The 23022-nt window shown below is 64.4% G+C and carries 22 protein-coding genes and 3 tRNA genes; 13 read left to right on the forward strand and 12 right to left on the reverse strand.

The annotated features are described in order from the left end of the window. Positions 1–49: 49 nt before the first annotated feature. Positions 50–123, reverse strand: a tRNA-Pro gene (locus tag KG104_RS11585). A gap of 140 nt (positions 124–263) precedes the next feature. Here KG104_RS11585 and KG104_RS11590 point away from each other — a divergent pair. Next, positions 264–334: transfer RNA gene (locus KG104_RS11590), tRNA-Gly, on the forward strand. Positions 335–531: 197 nt separating this feature from the next. After that, positions 532–2310 carry a penicillin-binding protein gene (locus tag KG104_RS11595; RefSeq protein ID WP_207347096.1) on the forward strand — a complete coding sequence of 593 codons (1779 nt, stop codon included), beginning with the start codon at positions 532–534 and terminating at the stop codon, positions 2308–2310. 149 nt (positions 2311–2459) lie between these two features. On the opposite strand, the gene KG104_RS11600 is transcribed toward KG104_RS11595, so the two are convergent. Further along, a complete protein-coding gene (locus KG104_RS11600; RefSeq protein WP_207347097.1) occupies positions 2460–3347 on the reverse strand; it encodes an Fpg/Nei family DNA glycosylase in 888 nt (295 codons plus the stop codon). Then, positions 3347–3823, reverse strand: coding sequence for a ribose-5-phosphate isomerase (locus tag KG104_RS11605; RefSeq protein ID WP_104053900.1), 477 nt, complete (start codon positions 3821–3823; stop codon positions 3347–3349). Before KG104_RS11605 ends, KG104_RS11600 begins: the two co-directional genes overlap by 1 nt. A 276-nt stretch (positions 3824–4099) precedes the next feature. Here KG104_RS11605 and pepN point away from each other — a divergent pair, with 276 nt between their 5' ends. Beyond that, positions 4100–6652, forward strand: a complete 2553-nt coding sequence (pepN, locus tag KG104_RS11610) for an aminopeptidase N (RefSeq protein WP_207347098.1) — start codon at positions 4100–4102, stop codon at positions 6650–6652. A gap of 111 nt (positions 6653–6763) precedes the next feature. Next, complete coding sequence (locus KG104_RS11615; RefSeq protein WP_207347099.1) at positions 6764–7240, forward strand: OsmC family protein; 477 nt, start codon at positions 6764–6766, stop codon at positions 7238–7240. A gap of 61 nt (positions 7241–7301) precedes the next feature. On the opposite strand, the gene KG104_RS11620 is transcribed toward KG104_RS11615, so the two are convergent. Next, positions 7302–8318: an NAD-dependent epimerase/dehydratase family protein gene (locus KG104_RS11620; protein WP_104161316.1), complete on the reverse strand. Its 1017-nt coding sequence runs from the start codon at positions 8316–8318 to the stop codon at positions 7302–7304. A 96-nt stretch (positions 8319–8414) separates the two neighbouring features. Here KG104_RS11620 and KG104_RS11625 point away from each other — a divergent pair, with 96 nt between their 5' ends. Further along, on the forward strand, positions 8415–9167 hold the full coding sequence (locus tag KG104_RS11625; RefSeq protein ID WP_237686899.1) for a mechanosensitive ion channel family protein: 753 nt from the start codon (positions 8415–8417) through the stop codon (positions 9165–9167). A gap of 26 nt (positions 9168–9193) precedes the next feature. Next, entirely contained in the window at positions 9194–9607 is a 414-nt protein-coding gene (locus KG104_RS11630) for a globin (RefSeq protein WP_104054782.1), read from the forward strand. Positions 9608–9628: 21 nt separating this feature from the next. Here the strand turns inward: KG104_RS11630 and KG104_RS11635 are convergent, their stop codons facing one another. Together KG104_RS11635 and KG104_RS11640 are read right to left on the reverse strand one after the other, a co-directional pair. Then, positions 9629–10315, reverse strand: a complete 687-nt coding sequence (locus KG104_RS11635; RefSeq protein ID WP_104053896.1) for a DUF8185 domain-containing protein — start codon at positions 10313–10315, stop codon at positions 9629–9631. Continuing rightward, a complete protein-coding gene (locus KG104_RS11640) occupies positions 10312–10827 on the reverse strand; it encodes an acyl-CoA thioesterase (protein WP_207347100.1) in 516 nt (171 codons plus the stop codon). Before KG104_RS11640 ends, KG104_RS11635 begins: the two co-directional genes overlap by 4 nt. A 155-nt stretch (positions 10828–10982) precedes the next feature. Between KG104_RS11640 and KG104_RS11645 the strand changes: the two genes are divergently transcribed. Next, entirely contained in the window at positions 10983–11867 is an 885-nt protein-coding gene (locus tag KG104_RS11645; protein WP_104053894.1) for an acyl-CoA thioesterase, read from the forward strand. A gap of 135 nt (positions 11868–12002) precedes the next feature. On the opposite strand, the gene ettA is transcribed toward KG104_RS11645, so the two are convergent. The 4 genes from ettA to KG104_RS11665 all read right to left on the reverse strand — a co-directional run bounded on the left by ettA (position 12003) and on the right by KG104_RS11665 (position 15380). Then, positions 12003–13685: an energy-dependent translational throttle protein EttA gene (gene ettA, locus KG104_RS11650; protein ID WP_104053893.1), complete on the reverse strand. Its 1683-nt coding sequence runs from the start codon at positions 13683–13685 to the stop codon at positions 12003–12005. 125 nt (positions 13686–13810) lie between these two features. Then, complete coding sequence (locus tag KG104_RS18130; RefSeq protein WP_237686900.1) at positions 13811–14302, reverse strand: DUF6993 domain-containing protein; 492 nt, start codon at positions 14300–14302, stop codon at positions 13811–13813. A gap of 50 nt (positions 14303–14352) precedes the next feature. Beyond that, a complete protein-coding gene (locus KG104_RS11660) occupies positions 14353–14946 on the reverse strand; it encodes a single-stranded DNA-binding protein (RefSeq protein WP_104053892.1) in 594 nt (197 codons plus the stop codon). A gap of 361 nt (positions 14947–15307) precedes the next feature. Next, positions 15308–15380, reverse strand: a tRNA-Arg gene (locus tag KG104_RS11665). A gap of 192 nt (positions 15381–15572) precedes the next feature. Here KG104_RS11665 and KG104_RS11670 point away from each other — a divergent pair. The 5 genes from KG104_RS11670 (at position 15573) to KG104_RS11690 (ending at position 19408) form a co-directional block, all read left to right on the forward strand. After that, positions 15573–16394 (forward strand): DUF4397 domain-containing protein, encoded by an 822-nt coding sequence (locus KG104_RS11670; RefSeq protein ID WP_207347101.1) that lies wholly within the window; start codon positions 15573–15575, stop codon positions 16392–16394. Between the two features lie 159 nt (positions 16395–16553). Then, positions 16554–17234: a class F sortase gene (locus KG104_RS11675; protein ID WP_104053890.1), complete on the forward strand. Its 681-nt coding sequence runs from the start codon at positions 16554–16556 to the stop codon at positions 17232–17234. 80 nt (positions 17235–17314) lie between these two features. After that, entirely contained in the window at positions 17315–17887 is a 573-nt protein-coding gene (locus KG104_RS11680) for an RNA polymerase sigma factor (RefSeq protein ID WP_104103915.1), read from the forward strand. Further along, complete coding sequence (locus tag KG104_RS11685) at positions 17868–18659, forward strand: anti-sigma factor (protein ID WP_207347102.1); 792 nt, start codon at positions 17868–17870, stop codon at positions 18657–18659. The genes KG104_RS11680 and KG104_RS11685 overlap by 20 nt, the downstream gene beginning before the upstream one ends. Further along, positions 18659–19408 carry a M50 family metallopeptidase gene (locus KG104_RS11690; RefSeq protein WP_237688587.1) on the forward strand — a complete coding sequence of 250 codons (750 nt, stop codon included), beginning with the start codon at positions 18659–18661 and terminating at the stop codon, positions 19406–19408. The genes KG104_RS11685 and KG104_RS11690 overlap by 1 nt, the downstream gene beginning before the upstream one ends. Here KG104_RS11690 and KG104_RS11695 read toward each other — a convergent pair. Beyond that, positions 19405–19821: a DUF3224 domain-containing protein gene (locus tag KG104_RS11695; RefSeq protein ID WP_104053887.1), complete on the reverse strand. Its 417-nt coding sequence runs from the start codon at positions 19819–19821 to the stop codon at positions 19405–19407. The two genes, KG104_RS11690 and KG104_RS11695, sit on opposite strands and share 4 nt — an antisense overlap. A gap of 117 nt (positions 19822–19938) precedes the next feature. On the opposite strand from KG104_RS11695, the gene KG104_RS11700 reads away from it, so the two are divergent. Beyond that, positions 19939–21210, forward strand: a complete 1272-nt coding sequence (locus KG104_RS11700) for a glycosyltransferase family 87 protein (protein ID WP_207347103.1) — start codon at positions 19939–19941, stop codon at positions 21208–21210. On the opposite strand, the gene mptB is transcribed toward KG104_RS11700, so the two are convergent. Then, positions 21173–22711 (reverse strand): polyprenol phosphomannose-dependent alpha 1,6 mannosyltransferase MptB, encoded by a 1539-nt coding sequence (gene mptB, locus KG104_RS11705; protein ID WP_181032301.1) that lies wholly within the window; start codon positions 22709–22711, stop codon positions 21173–21175. The two genes, KG104_RS11700 and mptB, sit on opposite strands and share 38 nt — an antisense overlap. Positions 22712–23022 lie beyond the last annotated feature (311 nt).

A 23022-nucleotide genomic window follows, 5' to 3' on the forward strand; every position in this document is an offset into this window, starting at 1 on the left:
TTCTCCTGAGGTTTCTGGGGATTGGGTCTGCACCATGTGTACTACAGAGTCGGGGTGACAGGATTTGAACCTGCGACTTCCTGCTCCCAAAGCAGGCGCTCTTCCAAGCTGAGCTACACCCCGTCAGTGCACCTGACAGCCTACCGGCAGAAACCGCCCTGTGCACAATTGGAGGGAGCCCGGCCTTGCAGCAGGCCTGTTCTTGGACGGGATTACCGAACAGCGGAATTCCCGTGCTAAGGTAAAACCTGCCTTAGGGCGCCGGGGATGTAGCTCAATGGTAGAGCCTCAGTCTTCCAAACTGATTACGCGGGTTCGATTCCCGTCATCCCCTCAGTAATATAACCGGCTGCCGCCGGCTTCGAAAGGGTCCTGCACTATTGTGCGGGGCCCTTTTTTGTTTGCCTTCACGAACCACGGGCAGGCGGGCGTTCATGGACGGCTTGTCCGGAAACGGCCGATAAGGTCCCCGCAAGAGCAATTCGGAGCTTTCCCCGTTCCTTTTTCCCTGCGCGCAACTATCCTTCCGGCATGGGGAAGAACCGCCTGACAGCCGCCATCCTTGTTTTCTCGTTCCTGGGCCTTCCGCTGGCCGGATGTTCCGATGCAGAGCGCCCCGGACCGGAAGAAGCCGTCGCCTCGCTGGCGGACGGGATCTCCCGCGTGGACGTCACCGGAAACGAGTTCGCCGGTTCAACCGTCGAGGCCGTGAACGGCATGCTTGAGTACGTGGTCTCCGGCATGAAGATTAAACCTTCCGTCACAGTGTCAAAAATCGACGAAGTCTCAGCCAACGAGGCCGTTGCCACCTTGAACTACGTGTGGGACGTCAACGCGTCAACGGAGGACTACACCTACCAGACCACTGTGACGCTGGAGCGCGGAAGTGACACCGGCTGGCAGACCCGTTTCCGTTCCACCACGGTGCATCCGGACCTTCTTCCGTGGCAAAGGCTGGTGCGCAAGGCATCCCCGCCCACGCGGGCGGACATTCTGGGCGCCGGCGGGTCCGTGCTGGTGCGCCACTGGCCGGTTTGGCGGGTGGTCCTGGACAAGTCAGTGCTGGGCGAAAATGAGTACGCCGCTTCGGTCTATTACCTATCTCTCTTCCTCGGTCTGGATGCGGACGCACTCACGGCAAAAGTCCAGGCCGCCGGGCCCGATGATTTCGTTGAAGTCACTACCGTGCGCCAGGACAAGGTGTCGCCGTCCTTCGATTCCGAGATCGCAACCATTCCCGGCGCCGATGCCCTTCCGGAAAGGCGGGTACTGGGTCCCAGCCCCGGCTTTGCGGCAGACCTGTTGGGGACGGTGGGGCCCGCAACAGATGAAATGGCCGCTGACGGCCTGCTGGCTCCGGGGGACCTCACCGGGCTCTCCGGGCTCCAGCGTGAATACGATTCCCAGCTCAGGGGCTCAGACGCGGTGACTGTTCGTGTCCTGAACGCGGACAACACTCTTTCCCCGCCTCTTTTTGAAGCACCGGCGGAACCCGGCGTGGCCCTGGAAACCACCCTTGACCTGGGGATCCAGTCCCAGGCAGATGCCCTCCTGGCCGACACACCCGGTGGCTCGCTGGTGGCAATCCAGCCCTCCACCGGCAATGTCCTGGCCGTCGCCAATTCATCCGGAGGCAAGGGGACCCAGACTGCCTTGCTGGGCGAATACTCCCTGGGCCGTTCGTTCCTCCCGGTTACCGAGCTGGCCCGGCTCCGTGCCGGCGCACCGGGAGGAACCGAAGAACCTGACATTCCCGCTGACGCGGACCTGGCGGCAGCGTCTCAGAGCCTGGGGCTGGGCACAGCCGAGGGTCTGGGAACGCCGGCGTTCTACGGCGGAGTGCCGGGCGGCGGAGCCGAGCAGACAGTGGCCGGGGACGTTCCGGGAACGGTACTCGCTTCACCCTTCGCCGTGGCAGCCGTGGCGGCCTCTGTGGGCAGGGGCGAAAGGGTCTCTCCCGTGCTGGTCCTTAACCCCGGGGCCCGGCAGGACTCCGGGGACGGAGAGACTGAGCCCCCCTCATCCGCCGGCGCCCCGGCCCTGTTCGCCGACGAGGCGGAACAGCTGCAGTCGATTCTGCGTGCCAATGTGGCCGGCGTACGTGCCTCGGAGGAGTTGGAGGTCCTGGGATACGTCTCCGGCAAACCTGTCATGGCGGCGGCAGGCACCGCGGGGACCGGCGGTGAGAAGCCCGACCACGCCTGGGTGGCGGCCATCCAGGGCGATCTCGCCGTCGCCGTCTTCCTGCCCGGCAGCTCCGCCGACGCAGTGGCCGTGACAGCGGCGTTCCTTGAGGCCCTGGCGGGCTAGCGGCAGGACGGGCCCGGGTAGCGGGCTGATGCCGTAGGGGTCCCACCAAAACTCCCACCGGGAACAACTACCGATCCAACCTCCCCTTCCGTGGGATGAAAACGGTCTCTACGCACAGGATAAAAACGGAGAACGGGAGGAGTTTAGCTTCAGCGTTCCTGACAGCTCAGGCACCAATAGAGCTTTCGGGCACCCATCTCGGTACCGGCAACAGGCGTCCCGCATCGGCGGCACGGCAATCCGGTCCGCTGATAAACGTAGTGGGCGTCAGCCCGGGGCACCGGCAGAGCGTCGCTGGCCCGATCCGCAGGCAGGGTGGTGATTATCCTGCCCTCGGCAACGCCATCGCGCATAACGGACACAATGTCGGCCCACAGGTCCGCTGCTTCGTCCGCTGCCACATCCCGGCCCAGCCGGAAGGGCGAGATCCGCTGCCGGAAGAGCACTTCAGCCCGGTAGACGTTGCCTACCCCGGCAAGGATTTCCTGGTTCATCAGCAGCAGACCCACAGGGGAACCCCTCCCCCGCAGCCGCGCGGCAAACTCCGCACCGTCAGCGTCGTCCTGGAGCGGGTCGGGTCCCAAGCGGGCGACGACGGCCGCACGCTCGGCTTCGGTGATTACCTCACAGGCAGTGGGGCCGCGAAGATCGGCCCAGCCGTGCTCCGACACCAGCCGCACGCGAACAGCACCCTTGGGAGGGGGCGGACCCGCATAGCTGCCGCCGTCGTCGTCGGACGCGATCTCCCGCTCCCCCACTTTCCGCGGGGCCCCAAAACTGGAGGCGCCGAGGAAGCTGGAGTCGCCGCCAAAGTCGAACGCGCCGTACAGCCCAAGGTGGACGCGCAGGTACAGGTCATTGTCGAAGCCCAGGAACAACTGCTTGCCGTGCGCCGCAGCGCCCGCCAGAACATGTCCGTCCAGCCGTTGTGCACCAGCCGCGAATCGTCCCTGCGGGCTGGATACTTCCAGCCGGTGGCCGGCAAACACCGAAGTGAACTGCCGGGCCAGCCGGTGGATGGAATGCCCCTCAGGCATCAGGAATCCGCGATGGTACCGGTGGTCTCGTACTCGGCAATCTTCGCGATGCGGCGGTTGTGCCGCTCGGCGTTGCTGTAGGGCTCGGCGAGGAAGGCTTCAATGATTTCGGTGGCTTCCTCAACCGTGTGCTGGCGGCCGCCCACCGCGACCACGTTCGCGTCATTGTGTTCGCGGGCAAGCTTGGCCGTGGACAGGTTCCACGCGAGCGCGGCACGGACGCCGCGGACCTTGTTGGCTGCAATCTGCTCGCCGTTGCCGGAACCGCCCAGCACGATTCCCAGTGCATCAATACCGCTCTGCTGGTCAACCACCACGGCCTCGGCTGCGGCAATGCAGAACGCGGGGTAATCATCTTCGGCGTCGTATACCTGCGGGCCGTGGTCTACCATCTCGTAGCCCTTGCCGCGAAGGTGGGCCAGAAGGTGGGCACTGAGTTCCATGCCCGCGTGGTCGGTTGCAATATGGACGCGCATGTTCCATCCGTTTTCTGTGAGGGGAAATCCTGCCCTTCCAGCCTAGCCCGTGATCGCCGGGCACAAATAATGCTCGGCGGTCTGCGTCATGGTGTGCCCGCACCCGAAAAACTGCACTCTTTCGCCGGAAATCCGCGGTTCCTTTCCACCCCGGGCGTTAACCAGTGAGACAATGTTGCAATTGTTATAAGCCGTCAGGCCGAGTTCCGTCAGGCTGAGTTGTGGCGACGGCGGACTCCACTTCGCACATATTGGAAAGGCAACACCTTGCCAGGTATGAATCTCACGCGCTCAGAAGCCCGTGAACGAGCAGAACTGATCAGCGTCGATTCCTATGACGTGAACCTGGACCTCACCCGCGGGGACGAGGTCTTCGGCAGCACCACCGTGGTTCGGTTCTCCGCGCGGCAGGGCGCCTCCACGTTTATCGATGCGGTGACCGCCGCCGTCAGCCGTGTCACCCTGAACGGCGTTGACCTGGACCCCGCCGAGGTGTCCGACGGCGTCCGCATCCAGCTGCCGAACCTTGCCGCCACCAATGAACTCGTGGTGGAAGCCGACGCCTTCTACATGAACACGGGCGAAGGACTGCACCGCTTCGTGGACCCGGTGGACAACGAGGTGTACCTCTACTCCCAGTTTGAGGTCCCGGATTCCCGCCGGATGTTCACCGTCTTTGAACAGCCTGACCTGAAGGCCACGTTCCGCTTCACCGTCACGGCGCCCTCGCACTGGGATGTCATCTCCAACTCCCCCACCCCGGAACCGGTGCCCGCGGGTTCGCTGGAAGAAGGCGGCAAGAACGCCACGTGGTCCTTTGAACCGACCCCCCGCATTTCCTCGTACATCACTGCGCTGATCGCCGGACCGTACCAGTCAGTGCGCAGTGAACTCAGGAGCTCCGACGGCCGGGTAATTCCGCTGGGTGTGTTTGCCCGCAAGTCCCTCATGCAGCACCTCGACGCGGAGAATGTTTTCAAGCTGACCCGCCAGGGCTTCGAGTTCTACGAAGCGCAGTTCGGCACGCCGTACCCGTTTGAGAAGTATGACCAGCTGTTCGTCCCGGAATTCAACGCCGGAGCCATGGAGAACGCCGGAGCCGTTACCTTCCTGGAAAGCTATGTCTTCCGTTCCCGGGTGCCCGATGCCACGGTGGAGCGCCGTGCCATCACCATCCTGCACGAGCTGGCGCACATGTGGTTCGGCGACCTGGTCACCATGCGCTGGTGGAACGACCTGTGGCTGAACGAGTCCTTTGCTGAATTCATGTCCACCCTCGCTGCCGCCGACGCCACTGAGTTCAAGCAGTCCTGGACCACGTTTGCGTCCATGGAGAAGGCCTGGGCCTACCGCCAGGACCAGCTGCCCACCACCCACCCGATCGTTGCCGAGATCCGCGACCTCGAAGACGTGCAGGTGAACTTCGACGGCATCACCTATGCGAAGGGCGCCTCCGTGCTCAAGCAGCTGGTCGCCTGGGTTGGCCAGGACCAGTTCATGGCCGGTGTCCGCCAGTACTTCGGCAAGCACGCCTGGGGCAACACCGAGCTCAAGGACCTGCTCTCGGAGCTGGAAGCTGCCAGCGGCCGCGACCTGAAGGGCTGGTCCGAGCTGTGGCTCGAGACCGCGGGCGTCAACACCCTGCGTCCCGAGCTGGAAGTGGACGACGACGGCGTGATCACCTCGTTCGCGGTTCTCCAGAGCGCCGTGGCCGAGTACCCGACGCTGCGCCCGCACCGGCTCGCCATTGGTTTCTACGACAGCGGCGAGGACGGAAAGCTGCACCGCACCCACCGGGTGGAGCTGGATGTCGACGGCGAACGCACCGACGTTGCCGAGCTCGTGGGACGGCAGCGTCCGGACCTTCTGCTGCTGAACGACGATGACCTGGCCTACGCGAAGATCCGCCTGGATCCGAAGTCCGAGCACACCGCCGTCCGGCGCCTGCGGGACATTGCGGAGTCGCTGCCCCGCACTTTGGTGTGGGCCTCAGCCTGGGACGCTGCGCGCGACGGCGAGATCCCGGCCCGCAACTACGTGGAACTGGTGCTGCAGAACATCGGCTCCGAGTCCGACTCTTCGGTGGTCCAGGTGCTGCTGCGCCAGCTCGCCACCACCCTGGCCTTCTACGTGGCGCCGGCAGACCGGGAGGCCATGACGGCCGCCGCGGCGGACAGCCTGTGGGAGCTGGCGGCCGCGGCAGCACCCGGTTCGGATTCCCAGCTGCAGTTCGTGAAGTCCTTTGCCGGACACGCGGTGACGGATGAGCACCTGGACACGCTGGCCGGACTGCTTTCCGGGGACCGGACGCTGGAGGGCCTGCAGATTGATGCCGACCTGCGCTGGGAACTGCTCACCGGCCTGGTGGCCGGCGGCCGCCTGGGCGAAGCGGACATCGCAGCGGAGGCCGAGAAGGACGCCACCGCCACCGGCCAGCTCGCTGCCGCCATGGCCCGTGCCGCAATCCCCACCGCTGAAGCAAAGGCTGCAGCATGGGAAGCCATTGTGGAGCGCACCGATATGCCCAACGCCGCCCAGCGTTCGGCGATTGTCGGCTTCAGCCGCGTGCACGACTCAGCGCTGCTGGAACCCTACGCGGAGAAGTACTTCTCGTCGGTTCGTGAGGTCTGGAATACCCGGACCCATGAAATTGCCCAGCAGATCGTCACGGGACTGTACCCGTCCCGGCTGACGACTCAGGCCACTGTTGACACAACGGACGCGTTCCTGGAGTCTCTGGGCGACGAAGCTCCCTCGCTGCGCCGGCTCATCCTGGAAAGCCGTGACGGCGTGGTCCGTGCCCTGAAGGCCCAGGCTGCGGACAGGTAATACCCGACCGGCCAGCTAACACAACGGCGGTGTCCCGGCGAAACCCGGGACACCGCCGTCGTCGTGTCGTCAATTTCAACGAGCCACACCAGAAACGGGATGCCAGGAACCATGAACCTTTCCGAACACCGGTACACCGTCTCCCTTGAGTGGACGGGAAACCGGGGCAGCGGCACCTCCACTTACCGCGGCTACGGCCGCGACCACATCATCCGCGCCTCCGGTCTGCCGGATCTGGCCGGCACCGCAGACCCCACCTTCCACGGCGACCGGGACCGGTGGAACCCTGAACAGCTGCTGCTCACGGCGCTCTCTCAGTGCCACATGCTTTCCTACCTGCACGTTGCGGTGAAGCACGGCATCACCGTGGTGGCCTATACCGACGACGCCGAGGGCACCCTGCGCCTGAACCGCGACGGAAGCGGTGAGTTCACCGGTGCCGTGCTCCGTCCCCGGGTCACCGTTGCCGTGGGCGACTCGGCACATGCCGCCCAAGAGCTGCACGCGGAGGCCAACCGGCTATGTTTCATCGCCCGGAGCGTGAATTTCCCGGTGCTGCACGAGCCCGAGACCGCCGTCGCCACCTGAACCGCGCCACCTGAATCTGCACCGCCTGCTACTGCTGGCCTGACTGCTACTGCCGGCCTTGCTACAGGCCGGTGGAACCCAATGCATCCAAAGCGGCCAGCAGGGACGTTTCGCGGGCAGCAGACAACCCGGATTTACGCTCCCGGTGCAGTCCCCTGGCTTCCTCATCGGTGAGGACATCGCGGACGGTGTGTTCAACGGGCCTCAACTCAAGCCCGGCGGCCACGGCGGCAGCATTCGAGCGGGTGGAGAAGCCTTCGTAGCCTTCCGGCATCCACAACGGCAGGGACTCGTTTCCGGCCCAATAGGCCACTCCCTGCTCATGCAGCCACTGCGGATCCGCTGTGCGGAAGCTTCCGTGGTAGCCCGCCGCAGCCGTGGACAGCGTCAGAAGCTCTCCGAAGGGAACGGAGGGACCCATCGTGTTGTACGTGCCGGTCCGGTTGTCCTCAGCTCCCGTCACCAGCCACAGCGCCAGGTCGCGGACGTCAATGGTTTGCGTCATGGTCTCGGCCATGTCGGGGATCAGGACCGGGCTGCGTTCCTGGGCCACCCGTGCGGGCCAGTAGCCAAACCGGTCGCTTTCATCCTCGGGACCGGCGATCAGACCGGGTCTTGTCACCAGCACGTTCCCCGGGCCCAAGTCCCACACCAGTTCTTCGCAGGCAACTTTGCCGGCACCGTATTCATTGTCGGCGGGGTCCGGAAACACTCCGTCGACGGGCTTCAGCGCCGGAACAAGTGCGGCATTCTCGTCTTCTCCCGGGGTGTCGTTGGAGGCGTACACCGAGGCTGTGGACACCAGCGACCAGTGGCTGCTGCGTCCTGACAGTGCGGCCAGGGCTTCCTGAACCTGCTGCGGCTTGCGGGCGACGTCGATCACTGCGTCCCAAACGCCGTCGAGCTCCTCGTAGGCGGACGCGCCTGCGTCCCGATCCGCTCGAACAAAGTCCGCACCGGTGACGGGCGGCCCGGATTCTCCCCGGGCCAGACAGGTCACATCATGACCGCGGGCAACGGCCTGCCGGGCAACTTCGCGGGACAGGAATCGGGTTCCACCAAGAATAAGGATGCGCATGTTGGGAGCCTATCCCGGTAGCCTTGTTTGTGCCCGCAGCTTGGTTGCCAACACGGCAGAGAAGCTCCATCACACGAAAGGGACGGTACCCGTCCGTTGCTGACCGCCGCAGAAATCGACACCCCATCCGTCCCCATTGAGGACTTTGACTGGTCCGGGCTGATCCAGGCAGGGTTCATTATCCTGACCGGCCTGCTGCTCTGGACGGCAGCACGGTTCCTGATCAACCGCGTGGTCCAGCGCGCACAGAAGGGGTATGCGCTCTTCAGCTCATCGAAGCTGAAATGGGCCCAGCCCGTCATGCGCACCCTGGACAGGAAACGCCGCGCCCAGCGTGCAGACACCATCGGCGCACTGCTGCGCAGCGCCGTGAGCCTGTTCATTTGGACCACCGTGATCATCATGGTGCTCAAGGCCGTCGGCATCGACGTTGCCCCCTTGATTGCCAGCGTCGGAATTGTCGGCATCACCCTCGGTTTTGGTGCCCGCGAGCTGATCCGCGATGCCCTGGCCGGATTCTTCATTACCATCGAGGACCAGTACGGCATCGGCGATGTGATTGAAGTGGGCGACACCATCGGTACCGTGCAGTCAGTGGGCATCCGCATCACCCGCATGGTCGATGACCGCGGCGTGATCTGGTATATCCGCAACGGCGAGCTGGCCAAGGTGGGCAACCGCTCGCAGGGGAATTACCGTGAGCCCCAGGAGGTTCCCGGAGAGGGCACCGCAGGCAACGTTGCTTCCGGAAACATTGCCGCGGGCAACGATGCCGCGGCTCCCGCCGAAGCTGCGCCTGCCGCGGCGCCGGCCGCACCTGCCGATTCGACCAAGGGGAAAAACCTGTGAGCACACCGTCAGAGAACCGTCCTTCCATGCCGCTGTCCGTACAGCCTGCCTTTACGCAGCCTGGCTACACGGAGAACTTCTACGAGGCAGTGGGCGGACATCCAACCTTCGTCAAACTGGTTGACGTCTTCTATGACGGTGTTGCCGAGGACCCGCTGATGCGGCCGATGTACCCCGAAGAAGATTTGACCGCAGCCAAAGAGCGTCTGCGGGGATTCCTGGAGCAGTATTGGGGCGGGCCGAAGACCTACTCGGAGCAGCGCGGACATCCGCGGCTGCGGATGAGGCACATGCCCTTTACCGTCACTCCCCAGGCCCGCGACGCGTGGCTAAAGCACATGCGCGACGCCGTCGACGCCTTGGACCTCTCCCCGCTGCACGAAGCGACGCTGTGGGATTACCTGGAGCGCGCCGCACACTCGATGGTCAATTCCGCTTAGGGCAGGCGCGTTCAGCCGTACTTAGGACAGGACAGCTGCCGATCGGATCAGCACGTGGCCCCGGGGCATGCTCAGCCGGATCCAGCGGCCGCAGCGGAACACCGCTGCGGCCCCGTCCGATCCGGCCGGTAAGAAGCCCAGCGTCAGCGCAGCAAACGCCGCACCGGCCGGGACGGGCGCGGAAACGTCCGGCAACTGCTGTCCCCAGACCGCACCGCGTGCAGTCTGGACCACCGGCGCTCCCGAGCTGGCGGGAACCAGTGCAGCAACTTCCCTGATGCCGCGGTGCGCGGCCTGTTCCAACGCTTTGAACGGAATATCCTCGCTGCGCTCCCATCCGCTGCGCGGCGCCCCGACACCGGTCCAGCTTTCCGTAACCGTCATGGGCGGCACCGGCAGTACCGTCTCGGTCTCCCCCATTCGGGCCAGCCGGTCCGCGACTGAGGCCAGGGATACGGCAGTATCAAGCCGTGCCTCGGCAGCGAGCGGCATCGTCCGCATCCCAAGGACGGTGGGGGTGTCCTCTCCCAGTGCACGCGGCCGGAGAACGCAAACATAGGCAGCCAGCACGGATCCCACTGCTTGAAGCCGCACGGCGCCGTCCTCTGCTGCCCTGGCGCGCACGACGAATGTCCTCAGATCGGCTGTGACCTGGGGGTCTGCGAGGACCAGTTCGGTGGCCGCCGGCAGTGACGAGGGCCCGGTCATCGGTTTGCTCCGGCGGACGCGGACATCCCGTTGCCGGCGTTGGCCGGTCTGCTCCTCCGGAAAGGCACGGGGTCCCCGCGCCAGCTCTCCAACACCCGGATCTGCAGATCGGACAGGGCTGTGGGACGGCCGGTTTCCGCGTCAGCCATCACCAGTGTGCATTCAGCGAGGGCGTAGACCGTGCCGTCGTCGTCGGCGATGCGGAAGCCGTACGCGAGGCTGGAACCGCCGACTCCGGTCACCCAGACCTCAACCCATACGGGCTCCTGCCGGTACACCATGGGGGCTCGGTATTCGATTTCCTGATGTGCCACCAGCGTCATCCCGGTTCGGGAGGTCACTGATCGGAAGGTCGCGGCAGGTTCGGCCGGGCTAAGTTCCTCACCAAGCGGCAGGAGACTCAGGCGTACCCGTGCCTCTTCCAGGAACTGGACAAAACGCACGTTGTTCACGTGTCCGTTGGAATCCTCGTCGCCGAAGCGCAGCTGGATGGGAAAGCGATTCATAGGCATGACCCCATCCTCTCAAACGAGGCGGACACCTGCGCATTCCTGCTCCGGCTTGGGTGTGGCCGGACGGTGCGTCTAATCTCGAAGGGGGCCTCCGCGATTTTTCCGGAGCTCTCACCCATGCATATTTTATTTTTGTCCAAGGAGACCAACCACCCATGGCCGACACCGTCGATCCCACCGCTTCCCTGCTGAGCCTGCTTAACCTCAGCCCTGCCGACGGCGCGCAAACAGATGAAGACATTTTTGTGGGCCGATCACAGCAGGAACCGCGGAAACGGGTGTTTGGCGGGCAGGTGCTCGGACAGTCGCTCGTGGCGGCCGCACTGACCGTGGAGCCCGGACGCCTGATGCATTCGATGCACGGCTACTTCCTGCGGCCCGGAGACACGGATATCCCCATTACCTTCGGTGTACAGCGGTTGCGTGACGGCCGGTCCTTCTCGGCCCGGCGGACGCATGCGTACCAGAACGGCGCCCCCATCCTGTCCATGATCTCCTCATTCCAGGAGCCGGGCGAGGGGCTCGACCACCAGGTAGAGATGCCGGACGGAGTTCCGGAGCCGGAGTCGCTGCCGACCACCGCCGAACTGCTTCAGGGCATCGACCATCCCGTAGCCAAGGCTTGGTCCCACGAGCGGCCGATGGACATCCGGCACGTGGAAAAGCCCGTGTACTTCGAAGCCGGACCGGAGAAGGTGGCCCGCAATGCCGTGTGGATGAAGACCTTCGGTCCGATGCCCGATGATCAGAACCTGCACCGTGCGGCCCTGGCCTACGCCAGCGACTACACGCTGCTGGAGTCGGTTCTGCGCCGGCACGGCCTGGCCTGGTCCGCCCGCGGCATGTCCGTGGCCAGCCTGGACCACGCCATGTGGTGGCACCGCCCGCTGCGGGTTGACGACTGGCTGCTCTATGTCCAGGAATCGCCGAGTGCCTCCGGAGCCCGCGGACTGGCAAGCGGCAGGATTTTCAACCGGGCCGGTGAGCTCGTAGCCACTGTCGCGCAGGAAGGCATGATCCGCATTCCGGAACAGCCGTAACGCTGACGTAGGCCGCGTTCTGGCCGCGTTAACGCGCTTTGGAAGGAACCCGGTTAAAAAAGAACCCGCCCCGTTTGTACGGGGCGGGTTCTTTTGGTTCCGGCGGCTGCCGCCGGTGCCTGTCTGGCCGCTGTACTAGTCGCGGGTCAGACGGCGGTGGGTCACGCGGTGCGGCTTGGCTGCATCGGGGCCCAGACGCTCGATCTTGTTCTGCTCGTAGGCTTCGAAGTTACCCTCGAACCAGTACCAGTTCGCCGGGTTCTCCTCGGTGCCTTCATAGGCCAGGATGTGGGTGGACACGCGGTCCAGGAACCACCGGTCGTGCGAGACAACCACTGCACAGCCGGGGAATTCCAGCAGCGCGTTTTCGAGGCTGGAGAGGGTTTCCACGTCCAGGTCGTTAGTGGGCTCATCAAGCAGGAGAAGGTTTCCTCCCTGCTTCAGGGTCATGGCCAGGTTCAGGCGGTTCCGCTCACCACCGGAGAGCACACCGGCCTTCTTCTGCTGATCCGGGCCCTTGAAGCCGAACGCGGAGACGTAGGCACGGGAAGGCATTTCCACCTGGCCGACCTGGATCCAGTCATGGCCGTCGGAGACTACCTCCCACAGGCTCTTCTCGGGGTCGATGCCGCCGCGGGACTGGTCCACATAGGAAATCTTGACGGAATCACCGATCTTGAGCTCACCGCCGTCGAGCTCTTCAAGGCCAACGATGGTCTTGAACAGCGTGGACTTACCAACACCGTTGGGGCCGATCACGCCGACGATGCCGTTGCGCGGCAGCGAGAAGGACAGGCCGTCGATGAGCTTGCGGTCGCCGTAACCCTTTTCCAGGTTCTTGGCTTCCAGCACCAGCGAGCCCAGGCGCGGGCCCGGCGGAATCTGGATTTCTTCGAAGTCCAGTTTGCGGGTGCGGTCCGCTTCGGCAGCCATTTCCTCGTACCGGGCCAGACGGGCCTTGGACTTGGTCTGGCGTCCCTTGGCATTGGAACGGACCCAGTCCAGTTCCTCGGTGAGGCGCTTGGCCAGTTTCTGGTCCTTCTTGCCCTGGACTTCGAGGCGGGCGCGCTTCTTCTCCAGGTAGGTGGAGTAGTTGCCCTCGTACGGGTAGAGGTGTCCGCGGTCCACTTCGGCGATCCACTGGGCAACGTGGTCCAGGAAGTACCGGTCGTGGGTCACGGCCAGGACGGCGCCGTGGTAGGCGGAAAGGTGCTGCTCAAGCCACAGCACGCTCTCAGCGTCAAGGTGGTTAGTGGGCTCATCGAGAAGCAGCAGGTCCGGCTTCTGCAGCAGCAGCTTGCACAGTGCAACACGGCGGCGCTCACCACCGGAGAGCAGGGTGACATCGGCATCGGCCGGCGGGCACCGCAGCGCGTCCATGGCCTGTTCGAGCTGGGAGTCAATGTCCCAGGCGTCGGCAGCGTCAATGGCTTCCTGCAGCTTGCCCATTTCTTCAAGCAGACTGTCGAAGTCTGCGTCGGGCTCGGCCATTGCCTCGGAGATCTCGTTGAAGCGCTGGATCTTGGCATAAATCTCGCCAACGCCCTCCTGGACGTTGCCGAGTACGGTCTTTTCCTCATTCAGGGGTGGTTCCTGGAGCAGGATGCCCACGGTGTAGCCGGCGCTGAGCCGTGCTTCACCGTTGGAGGGGGTGTCCAGTCCGGCCATGATTTTGAGGATGGTGGACTTACCCGCACCGTTGGGACCCACCACGCCGATCTTGGCACCGGGGTAGAAGGACATGCTTACGTCGTCGAGGATAACTTTGTCGCCAACGGCCTTGCGGGCCTTGGTCATCGTGTAGATAAATTCCGCCATAGGTTCAAGGCTAGTGGGTCAGGCCGGAATAGTGCCATTTGGCCTTTGACGCATAACTATGGACAGCCGGTCGCCCAACAGGCTCATTTCCCGCAGGCAGCCCGGCGGCCCCTCCCGGACGAGGCTTAGCGCTGGTCGCCCACGAAGCAGTACCCGCTGTCCAGCACGGGCAGAACACTGACCGAGACTGCGCCTTGCCGCACCTCTCCGAAGAGACAGGAGCCATCCTCTGCCGCCGCTCCGCGAATGGAATCGACGGCCAGACCGGTAGGCGTAATGTCCAGCGACACTTCCACTGATTCACCGGGGAACCCGGCCTCCGTGAATGCCTTTCGGATCATGGCACGGTCCGGAGTGGGAGATTCGGCGGCGAGCGCTTCAAGTGCCTTCGTCAGGCTTTCCGGGGTCCGCTCTGCTGCCATTGGAAGCAGGGTTTTCGCGTCCGGCTGGACGGCTGCCCCCTGAATGGGAGTCACCGCCTGGGCAGCGGTGCTGTTTTGCAGGGATCCCGCAGGCGATGCCGGCACGGCAGCCGGAGCAAGCAGGCCTGCGGAGCCAATCAAAAGCAGAGAAAGAGTAACCCCGGAGAGCCTGCTGCTGCGGTGAACGCGAATCATTCGCCTATTGTGCCACGCCCCTGCACCCCACGCGCCGCTGCAGCTCCCGTTCAGCGCTTCGTTTTGGACAACGCTGCCTCCGACAATCCGCTCTCCGGCAACGCGTTGGGATCCTGTGGATTGTTCTCTGATCCGTCCCCTTCAATCCCGTCGGACGCAGTTCCGACCAGTTCACCCGTGTCCAGGTCCAGATCTGCGGGAAGGTCATCGGTACCGCCGTCCTCGCCGTCCTCGCCGGCAGAACCTTCACTTCCCTCAGCCCCGGCCCCGCCCACGGCCCGGTCCTGAACATTTCGGCGGTAATTGGCCGTACCCCACATGAGGTCATGTCCGACGCTCTCGGCGTCAATGTCTACGGAGGTTCCGCTCCTACCATCCTCAGAGACCCATTGCCGGACCTTCAGCCGGCCGGTGACGATGACCCGATCCCCTTTGTGAACGCTGAATGCAGCATTGGTGGCCAACTGGCGGAAGAGGGAAACGGAGAACCAGTTCGTTTGGCCGTCAGCCCAACTTCCGGTGTCCCTGTCATAGCGCCGTTCCGTGGTGCACATGCGGAACCCTGCAATCGCGAGTCCGCTGTCCGCAGTGGTGCTTCGAACGTCCGTGGCAACGTACCCCCGGAGTGTGATGGTGTCGCTCATGCTGTTCCCTGCCTGTCTGTGGATGGTCCGAATCCTTCGCTCGGGCAACCAGATCACCTGGGGTCGCTGCGAAGTCATGGCCGGCCGCTTCGGGCCCGCTCAGGCAAGTCTTCTTCGCACGATGCAACAACGGGCGGCAATCACCCCTTTTGTGGATGGGCCCCGCCAACGGGGGCTATGTGGAGGGAACACACCGGCACACAGCCAGGCCGGCCAAACCGCTTAAAGCACTGGTGCCGAAACGCTCACGGGATCTCCCGGAATGTACCGGAGATCCCGTGAGCCGTTTCGGCACCACGAAAACACATCACAGACTCAACTACTGACAGACAGCTGCAGAAGTTCTCAGCTGCAGAAACTGTGCCCCCGGCAGGATTCGAACCTGCGACCAAGAGATTAGAAGGCTCCTGCTCTATCCCCTGAGCTACGGAGGCGACCTGACGATAATACTACGCAGCGGCAGGGGCTCAGCCACGGGGTGGCCGGCCGGGTCCGGCAGGTCACGGGAGCCTGGAAAAAAACTTTGTAGAAATTTGCATCCAAACTCCCGGCCCCGGAAGTAGAGGAGATGTAAGCAACATAAAAACTCTTCGCTGCCGGCGGAGATGCGACCCCCAGGAGAGATCATGCGTAAGACCGTCACCGCCCTTGCAGCAGCCGCAGGTTTGACTGCCGCAGTTGGTTTTATGACCCCGGCCGCAGCAGCAGACACTGCTCAGCTCTCGGTCCTGCACGCGGTACCCGACACGACGGTGGATGTGTATGTGAACGGTGCACTGACCCTCGACGACTTCACCCCGGGCACCCTTGCCGGACCGCTTGACCTGCCCGGCGGCAGCTACGACCTGGCCATCACCGCCCCCGACGCCGCCGATGCTTCGGCACCGATTATCGGTCCGGTGACGGTGGAAATGGCTGCGGGCGGTAACTACACCGCCGTGGCCAACCTTGATGCAACCGGTAAGCCGACGGCAAACTTCTACACTAACGACCTCTCCATGGTCGAGCCGGGTAAGGCGGACCTGACCGTGCGCCACGATGCAGCAGCACCTGCCGTGGATGTGCTGGCCAACGGAACGCCGGTGATCACCGGGTTGGAAAACCCAAATGAGAAGTCCCTGACCGTTGATGCCGGAACCATCTCCGCATCCGTGGCTGCAGCAGGAACCACCGATCCCGTTATCGGCCCGGCAGATCTGACGCTGGCCGAAGGCACCCACACCTTCGTGTACGCATGGGGTTCGCTGGAGGACGGCAACCTTGCTCTGGCCACCCAGACAATCCACGGCATGGAATCTGCCCCGAACGCAGTTCCCGGGGCGCTGGCCTCCTCCGATGAGGGCAACGGCGGCGCTCTGGCCGCAGGTGCCGGCGTCGCAATGATGCTCCTGGTGGGCGCAGCAGCAGTGGCACGCCGCAAGCACTCCGCATCAGCAGCCCGCAGCTAGCTGTTCCGTCCATCCCCCCGTGCCGCAAGGCACGCCGGGTGGGCGGCGGCTGAGATCCGCAGCCGGCGGCCGGACCAATCTCCGGCCGCCGGCGTCCGCCTTCACTGGCCTTTCCCCGACTACATATCGTTTACACCTTCTGGATTGGAAGTTCTTCCTATGCCCCGCACCGCCGCCGGCCGCAAATTTTGGGCCAGTGCCGCTCTCCTTGCCGCGCTGGCCGCAGGAACCTCTGCCTGCGGAAGCCCGGCAGAGCAGCCGGCGGAGAATTCCCCGGCGGCTGTCAGCTCTCCTTCAACGTCCGCTGCAGCCCAGCCTGCCAGCCCCGCCCCGCCGGTTCCTGCGCCGTCAAGCATCCCCATCCGTCCGGCAACTCCGGAACCCAGCGTCAGCATCCCGGCGCCGGTGCGGGTCGAGGTCGAGGGAACCGGGATCAGCCTGGAAGTGATTCCCGTGGGCGTAGAGGACAACGGCGCCATGACTCTTCCCGACAACCACTATCAGGCCGGCTGGTATCAGTATGGTCCCGCACCGGGAGCAGATGCGGGTTCCAGCGTGCTCGCAGCGCACGTGGACTCCCGCACCGAGCAGCTGCCGATCGCCGGACTCAAGAACGTTGCCCCCGGCACCATCGTCACTGTTACCCGCGAGGACGGTTCCGTGCAGCGGTACGCCACCGAGAAGGTGGAAAACATCGCCAAGCGAAGCCTGGACGGTCACCGGCTGTTCGACCGCACCGGAGAACCCCGGTTGAAACTAGTCACCTGCGGCGGCAAATGGCTCGAAGCGGAGGACGACTACGAAGATAACGTGGTCTTGACCGCGGCACCGGTATCATAGGGAAAACTGCCGATCCTCGGGGCGGGCCGGACGGCCGCACCGCAGAGGACCGGCTTCCCGAGATCAGGAGTCCGCACCCGATGCCACTTGGTTCCCCGGAGGAGGACGCAGGCCTCGACCAAGCCTTCGCTTCCGGCAATCAGAGCGCGCTCGCTGAAGCCTACCGGCGGTTTGCACCCCTGATCCGTTCGCTGGCCCTGCGGCGCCTCTCCGATTCCGCAGCAGCGGATGATGTGGTGCAGGAAGTTTTCATCAGGGCCTGGAAGTACCGGGACAGCTACTCCCCACAGCGGTCAAGCCTTGTGGCCTGGCTGGTTGGCATTACCCGCAACGTTGCGGCCGGCATGGGCACCTCGCGGGCACGCGAAGAGAACCTGCGGGAACTGGCTGCCGCCCAGCACCGGGAGGAGGACGACGACGGAACCGGAAACCCCGACCGTGTTGCCGACAAGGTGGTCATCGAAGCGGAACTGGACCGGCTGGGAGAGCCGCAGGGTTCCATCCTCCGGCTGGCTTTCCATGCGGACCTGACCCACCAGCAGATCGCCGACCGGCTCGAAATGCCGCTGGGAACCGTTAAGAGTCATATACGCCGAAGTCTCGTCCAGTTGAGGCAAAGATTGGAGGTCAGTGATGCAGCACCTGCACGATGACGCGCTCACCCTCCTGGCTCTGGGTGAAGAAGCCACTGACGAGGAGCGTGCCCATCTTGAGGCCTGTCCGCGCTGCAGCGCGGATCTGGGTTCTTTCCGCCGTGTGGTGTCCGCCGCCCGCCTGGCCGGCACGGCAAACGAGGACGACGACGCATCAACCGCCGGAGCAACGGACGGAACCGGACAGCTCTTCACCCTGCAGGCACCGGACTCCGCGGTGTGGGAGAGCATTCACCGCGAACTGAATCTGGATGAAGAGCTGAGGCCGGACCCGCTGTCAGCTCCCGCCTCATCACAGCCTTCGCCAGTGGCCTCTCTTGACGCAGCCCGCCGCCGGCGCCGGCGCACCGGGCCGTGGCTGGCAGCCGCGGCAGCCGCCGTCGTCGTGGCGGCCGCAGGAACCTGGGGTGCGCTGGGAGCGCTAGATTCCAATCCGGAACCCGTTGCTATCGCCTCGGTGGAGCTGTCCCCGCTGGCCTCGTACTCGGACACGGGCCGCGCCGTCGTGGACGAGCTTCCGGACGGCAAGCGGGAACTTGTGGTGACCTCCAGCAGCGATGCAGCCCAGGGCTACCGGGAGGTGTGGCTGCTCGCCCCGGACGCGACGTCGATGGTGAGCCTTGGAACCATGGAAGGCACCGAAGGACACTTTGTGCTGCCGCAGGATCTTGACCTCAGCAAGTATCCCGTCGTGGACATTTCAGACGAGCCGTATGACGGCGATCCTGCGCACTCCGGTGATTCCATTCTGCGCGGGCAACTGGATCTTTAGTGGACGCAGGAACCGCCGGCTCCATCATCAGCACGTGGTTTTCGAAGGTCGCGGACGGCTTTTCCCGCGGAGATCCGCTGGAGCTCCCGCTGCCTGTCCTGCTGCTCATTGCTGCTGCGGCGGCCCTGCTGACCGTGCCCCGGCCGGTGTGGCGGTGGTTCGGTCTTTTCGTCACGTTTGTCCATGAACTGGGGCATGCCTTTGCCGCCCTGATGACCGGACAACTGGTTAAGGGCATCCAGCTCCGGTTTGACCACTCAGGCCAAATGCGCAGCATGGGCCGCAGCCGCTTCGCCGCGGCCTGGACCGGGTTCTGGGGTTATCCCGTACCCGCCGTCGTGGGTGCACTGCTGGTCTGGGCGGCCTTTAACGGCTGGGCCGGATTTGCCCTGTCCGCCGGTGCGCTGGTCCTGCTGGCGGGCCTGCTGTTCATCCGCAATGCCCAGGGTCTGCTCATTGCCCTGGGCTGCACCACGGTTTCAGTGCTGCTGGTGTGGTTTGCCTCGCCCAATGCCGTCTCATACGTCACCCTGGGCACGGGCCTCGCCCTGCTGGCCGGTGCGGTGCGCGACTGGTTCAACGTGCTCAGCGTCCACACCCGGCGACGCCGTTCCCTGCAGAGCTCGGACGCCTTCATCCTGTACCAGCGCACAGGCGTCCCGTCCGCGATCTGGCTTGCTGCCTTCGCCGCGGTCATCGCGGTGTCGGTGGTTGCTGCCCTGTGGTGGTTCCGCCCGGCGACCGGCTAAACGTCTTCGGGGAGCGTAATGCGCAGTTCCAGCCGGTGCTGGCCGTCGGGTTCCTGCGTGAAAATGGCTTTTCCGGCGATTCCGGCCAGCCCGTCAGTCCCGGAGCCGGGAACGATATGTCCGGAGCTGGCCGTGGCTGTACCCTCAGCAACGCCCCAGTGCTGGATCACCATGGTGCCTTCACGTCCGGCGATCGTGCCGGCGAAAACCTCGGAACAAACGTAACCGGCCCCCACGGCGTTTCCGGCCATAAGGAGGTCGGCAACACTGGTCCCCACAATGTCCCCCTCGAAGATCTTTACCGCGCGGACCGTCGAGAGTTCGCTGTTGGTTCCTTCCACCTGATAGGGCGTGGGCTCCCACTGCGAGACATCAAAATCGGCCGTTATTACCTGTTCTGTTCCGTCGGTCATGCGTCCAGTATCCCGTGTCCGGCAATGGATTGCATGCCGCGGCGCGGCCGCCGGTACCCTTATCGCTGTGCCTGATCCCGGCACGGCACCTGCATCACCTAAGGAGAATCACCCGGAATGCCGCAGAAAAAGACCTCTCTGCAGGAGCGCTTTATGCGCCGGAAATCGTTATGGATTTGCTTCACTATTGTCCACCTGGTCTTTTTTGCCGCATTGTCCTCCCTGATCTTCTCCGGCGGCGTCCTCAGCGACATCAATCTCTACCGGCTGTGGGCCTTTGAAGGCATCAATGAAGGGACCTGGCAGGGCATCAGCACGGACTGGGTGTATCCGATCGGGGCGCTCCTGCCGATGCTTGTCTCCGCTGTTTTCGGCTGGGGAGCGTATCAGCTGGTCTGGTTCGCCATCTTCACGGCTCTGAACGCCGCAGCCGTGGCCGTCATCAGCAAGCCGGGAACCCCGTCCCGATACGCGGCCTCCTACTGGTGGCTGGTGGTTACCGGGCTGCTGGGGCCGGTGGCGGTGGGCCGGGTGGACGGTCTCACGGCCCCCCTGGTGATTATGGGCCTGCTGCTCCTGGCGAGCCGCCCCGTAGTTGCCTCGTCGCTGCTTGCCGTGGCGACCTGGATGAAGGTCTGGCCCGCTGCCGTGATCCTCGCGGTGCTGGTCGCCTCGCGCCGGCGCCTGACAGTGGTGGCCACCGGGGCGGCGGTGTCCGCCGTGATGGCCGGGATTGTCATCGCCGGCGGCGGCATCCGTCACCTGCTGTCCTTTGTGGGCGCCCAGGGTGCACGCGGCATGCAGATGGAGGCGCCCTTCACCACTCCGGGCCTCTGGCAGGCCATCCTCGGCGGCGATTCCGGTGCCTACATCTTCGAGGACAAGATCATCAACACCCGCGAAGTGCGCGGTGCCCTCGGCGAGCCGGTGGCCGCACTGATGACGCCGCTGCTCGCGGCGGCGGCCCTCGCCGTCGTCGTTCTGCTGATCTGGGCACTGCGGCGGGGCGCCGATGCCGGCCAGCTGCTCATTGCCGGTTCACTGGCCCTGGTGGCGGCGTTCATTGTGTTCAACAAAGTGGGTTCGCCCCAGTTCATGCTGTGGCTGGGCGCCGTGGTGGCCGTTGGTGTGGCCTGGGAGGGCCGGAGCTGGCGGGTCCCGGCGGTCCTCATGCTGGCCATCGCTTCCCTGACCACCCTGGTGTATCCGATGTTCTACGCCGCGCTCTACAACGATCTGAACATCGGGGTTGCCCTGCTGCTGACCATCCGCAACATTGCGCTGCTGGTGCTCTTCGGCTGGTCGCTGGTCCGGATTGTCCGGTTGACGAAGGCGGGCAGCAGCCGTCCGCTCAGCGCACCCGAAGTTCGCCCGGAGACGGCTCCGTAAGTTTCTTCCGGAACAGGACCTTGGTCTTGGGATCCAGGAAGATCAGGTAGAGCGCGAAGCCCAGTGCTATGACGGCAGCAATCTGGCGGGCGGCGCTGAGGCTGAAGTCGAAATACGGCCAGATATCCAGCTGGTCGCTGATCGCGTACACCATGAAGAACGAGACCAGCAGATACAGGGTTTTAACCTGCCAGTCGTTCCGGATGCCGGTCACGGCAAACAGCGGAATCAGCCACACCACGTACCAGGACTGGATCATCGGCGCGAGCATAACGACGGCGGCAAAGGCCAGGGCGAGCCGGCGCACCAGCCTGCTGTACTCCCCCACGAACATCTGCCAGAACACGATGAGCACCGAGGCCACTCGGCCCAGGGTGTGAACAATGTCGCCAAAGGTCCAGCCCGGCAGGCCCAGGGCATTGCCCAGGGTGGCAACAAGCATGCCGAGGAAGCCAACCGGCGCGTACCAGATCCAGACGCTGCCCGGCGTGCTCAGTGCACTCACCCAGCCGAAGCCCAGACCGTTGATGATGCCCAGGATCCACAGCAGGCCCAGGGAGATTCCCGCGGTCATGAACCAGTAGAGGAACTTGCGCGGCCAGGATGCACCTTTGCCGGCCCACATGAGGCCCACGAAGGGCAGCAGGATCAGTGTGATCGGCTTGATCCCCACGGAGAGCGTAATGAGGAGAATGCCGGGAATGGCGTGCTTGGTTGCGGCAAGGTAGAGGCCTGCCAGGGCCAGGCCGATCATCAGCGCATCGTTGTGGATGCTGGCGATGAACGTGGTCAGGAACAACGGGTTTGCGGTTGTCAGCCACAGTGCACGGTTGGGGTTGATGTTGTGCAGTTCCGCGAGCTTCGGCACGTAATACACGCACAGCGCCACGCCGATCAGGGAGATGACCCGGAACAGCAGAATGGAGTATTCCGGCTGGCCGCCGGTGGCCCGGACCACGAGTTCCTCCAGCCAGAGGAAAATCGGACCGTAAGGAGTGGGGCTCTGGGCCCACAGGTCGTCGGCGCCAATCTGCACGTAGTTGGAGATCTGGGAGTAGCCGTCTTTGTACGGGTCCAGTCCGCTGACCATTACCAGGCCCTGGGCGATGTAAGCGAACACGTCGCGGCTGAAAAGCGGAAGAGCCACGCACATGGGTGCAGCCCAGGCGATGGTGGCCTTCAAAACCACCGGACGGCTCTCGGGACCCCACGAGGTTATGCGCTGGCCCAGCCGCAGCCAGGAGCGGACCAAGAGCATTCCGCCCAGGGCCAGCAGGAAGACGGAGAGCACTGCACCCTCCGGCTCAAAGCGGAGCCACATGATCACGGGGTTGCGGCGGAGGTCGTACGAGGCCAGAGACAGCCATCCGACGCCGAGCGAGCCCGCGAGCATCATGAGGGAACCGATGAGGCCCTGGATGATCGCGACATTGGGGTGGTTGGCTTTCGCTAGCTCCGGGCCGGGAGACGAAGGCTCGGTCGCGGGGACCTGGGCGGTCATCTGCGTGGTTCCAATCTTTGGGTTCGTACAGTTTGCCCAACGGCAGCGGCGCATGCCTGGCATCACGGCGAAGCCGGACTTCATGGGAGCACTCACCAGCAGTAAACCAGCGCGGCCGGCGGAACCGCGGTACACGCGACAAAGGCACCGCGGCAAGGACCGTCAGTAGCCAAGATATTAGCACCGCAGGGTGTACAAAGCCGGGATGCACGGACGCGCCGGAGGCGGATCCTACGGATGCGCAGTACGTCACATAGACTGAAAACCGTTGAAACAACAAGGCAAGGCGGTACGGGCTGTGGGGCGCCACC

It is taken from the genome of Arthrobacter sunyaminii, assembly GCF_018866305.1.
GTDB classification, from domain to species: Bacteria; Actinomycetota; Actinomycetes; order Actinomycetales; family Micrococcaceae; genus Arthrobacter_B; species Arthrobacter_B sunyaminii.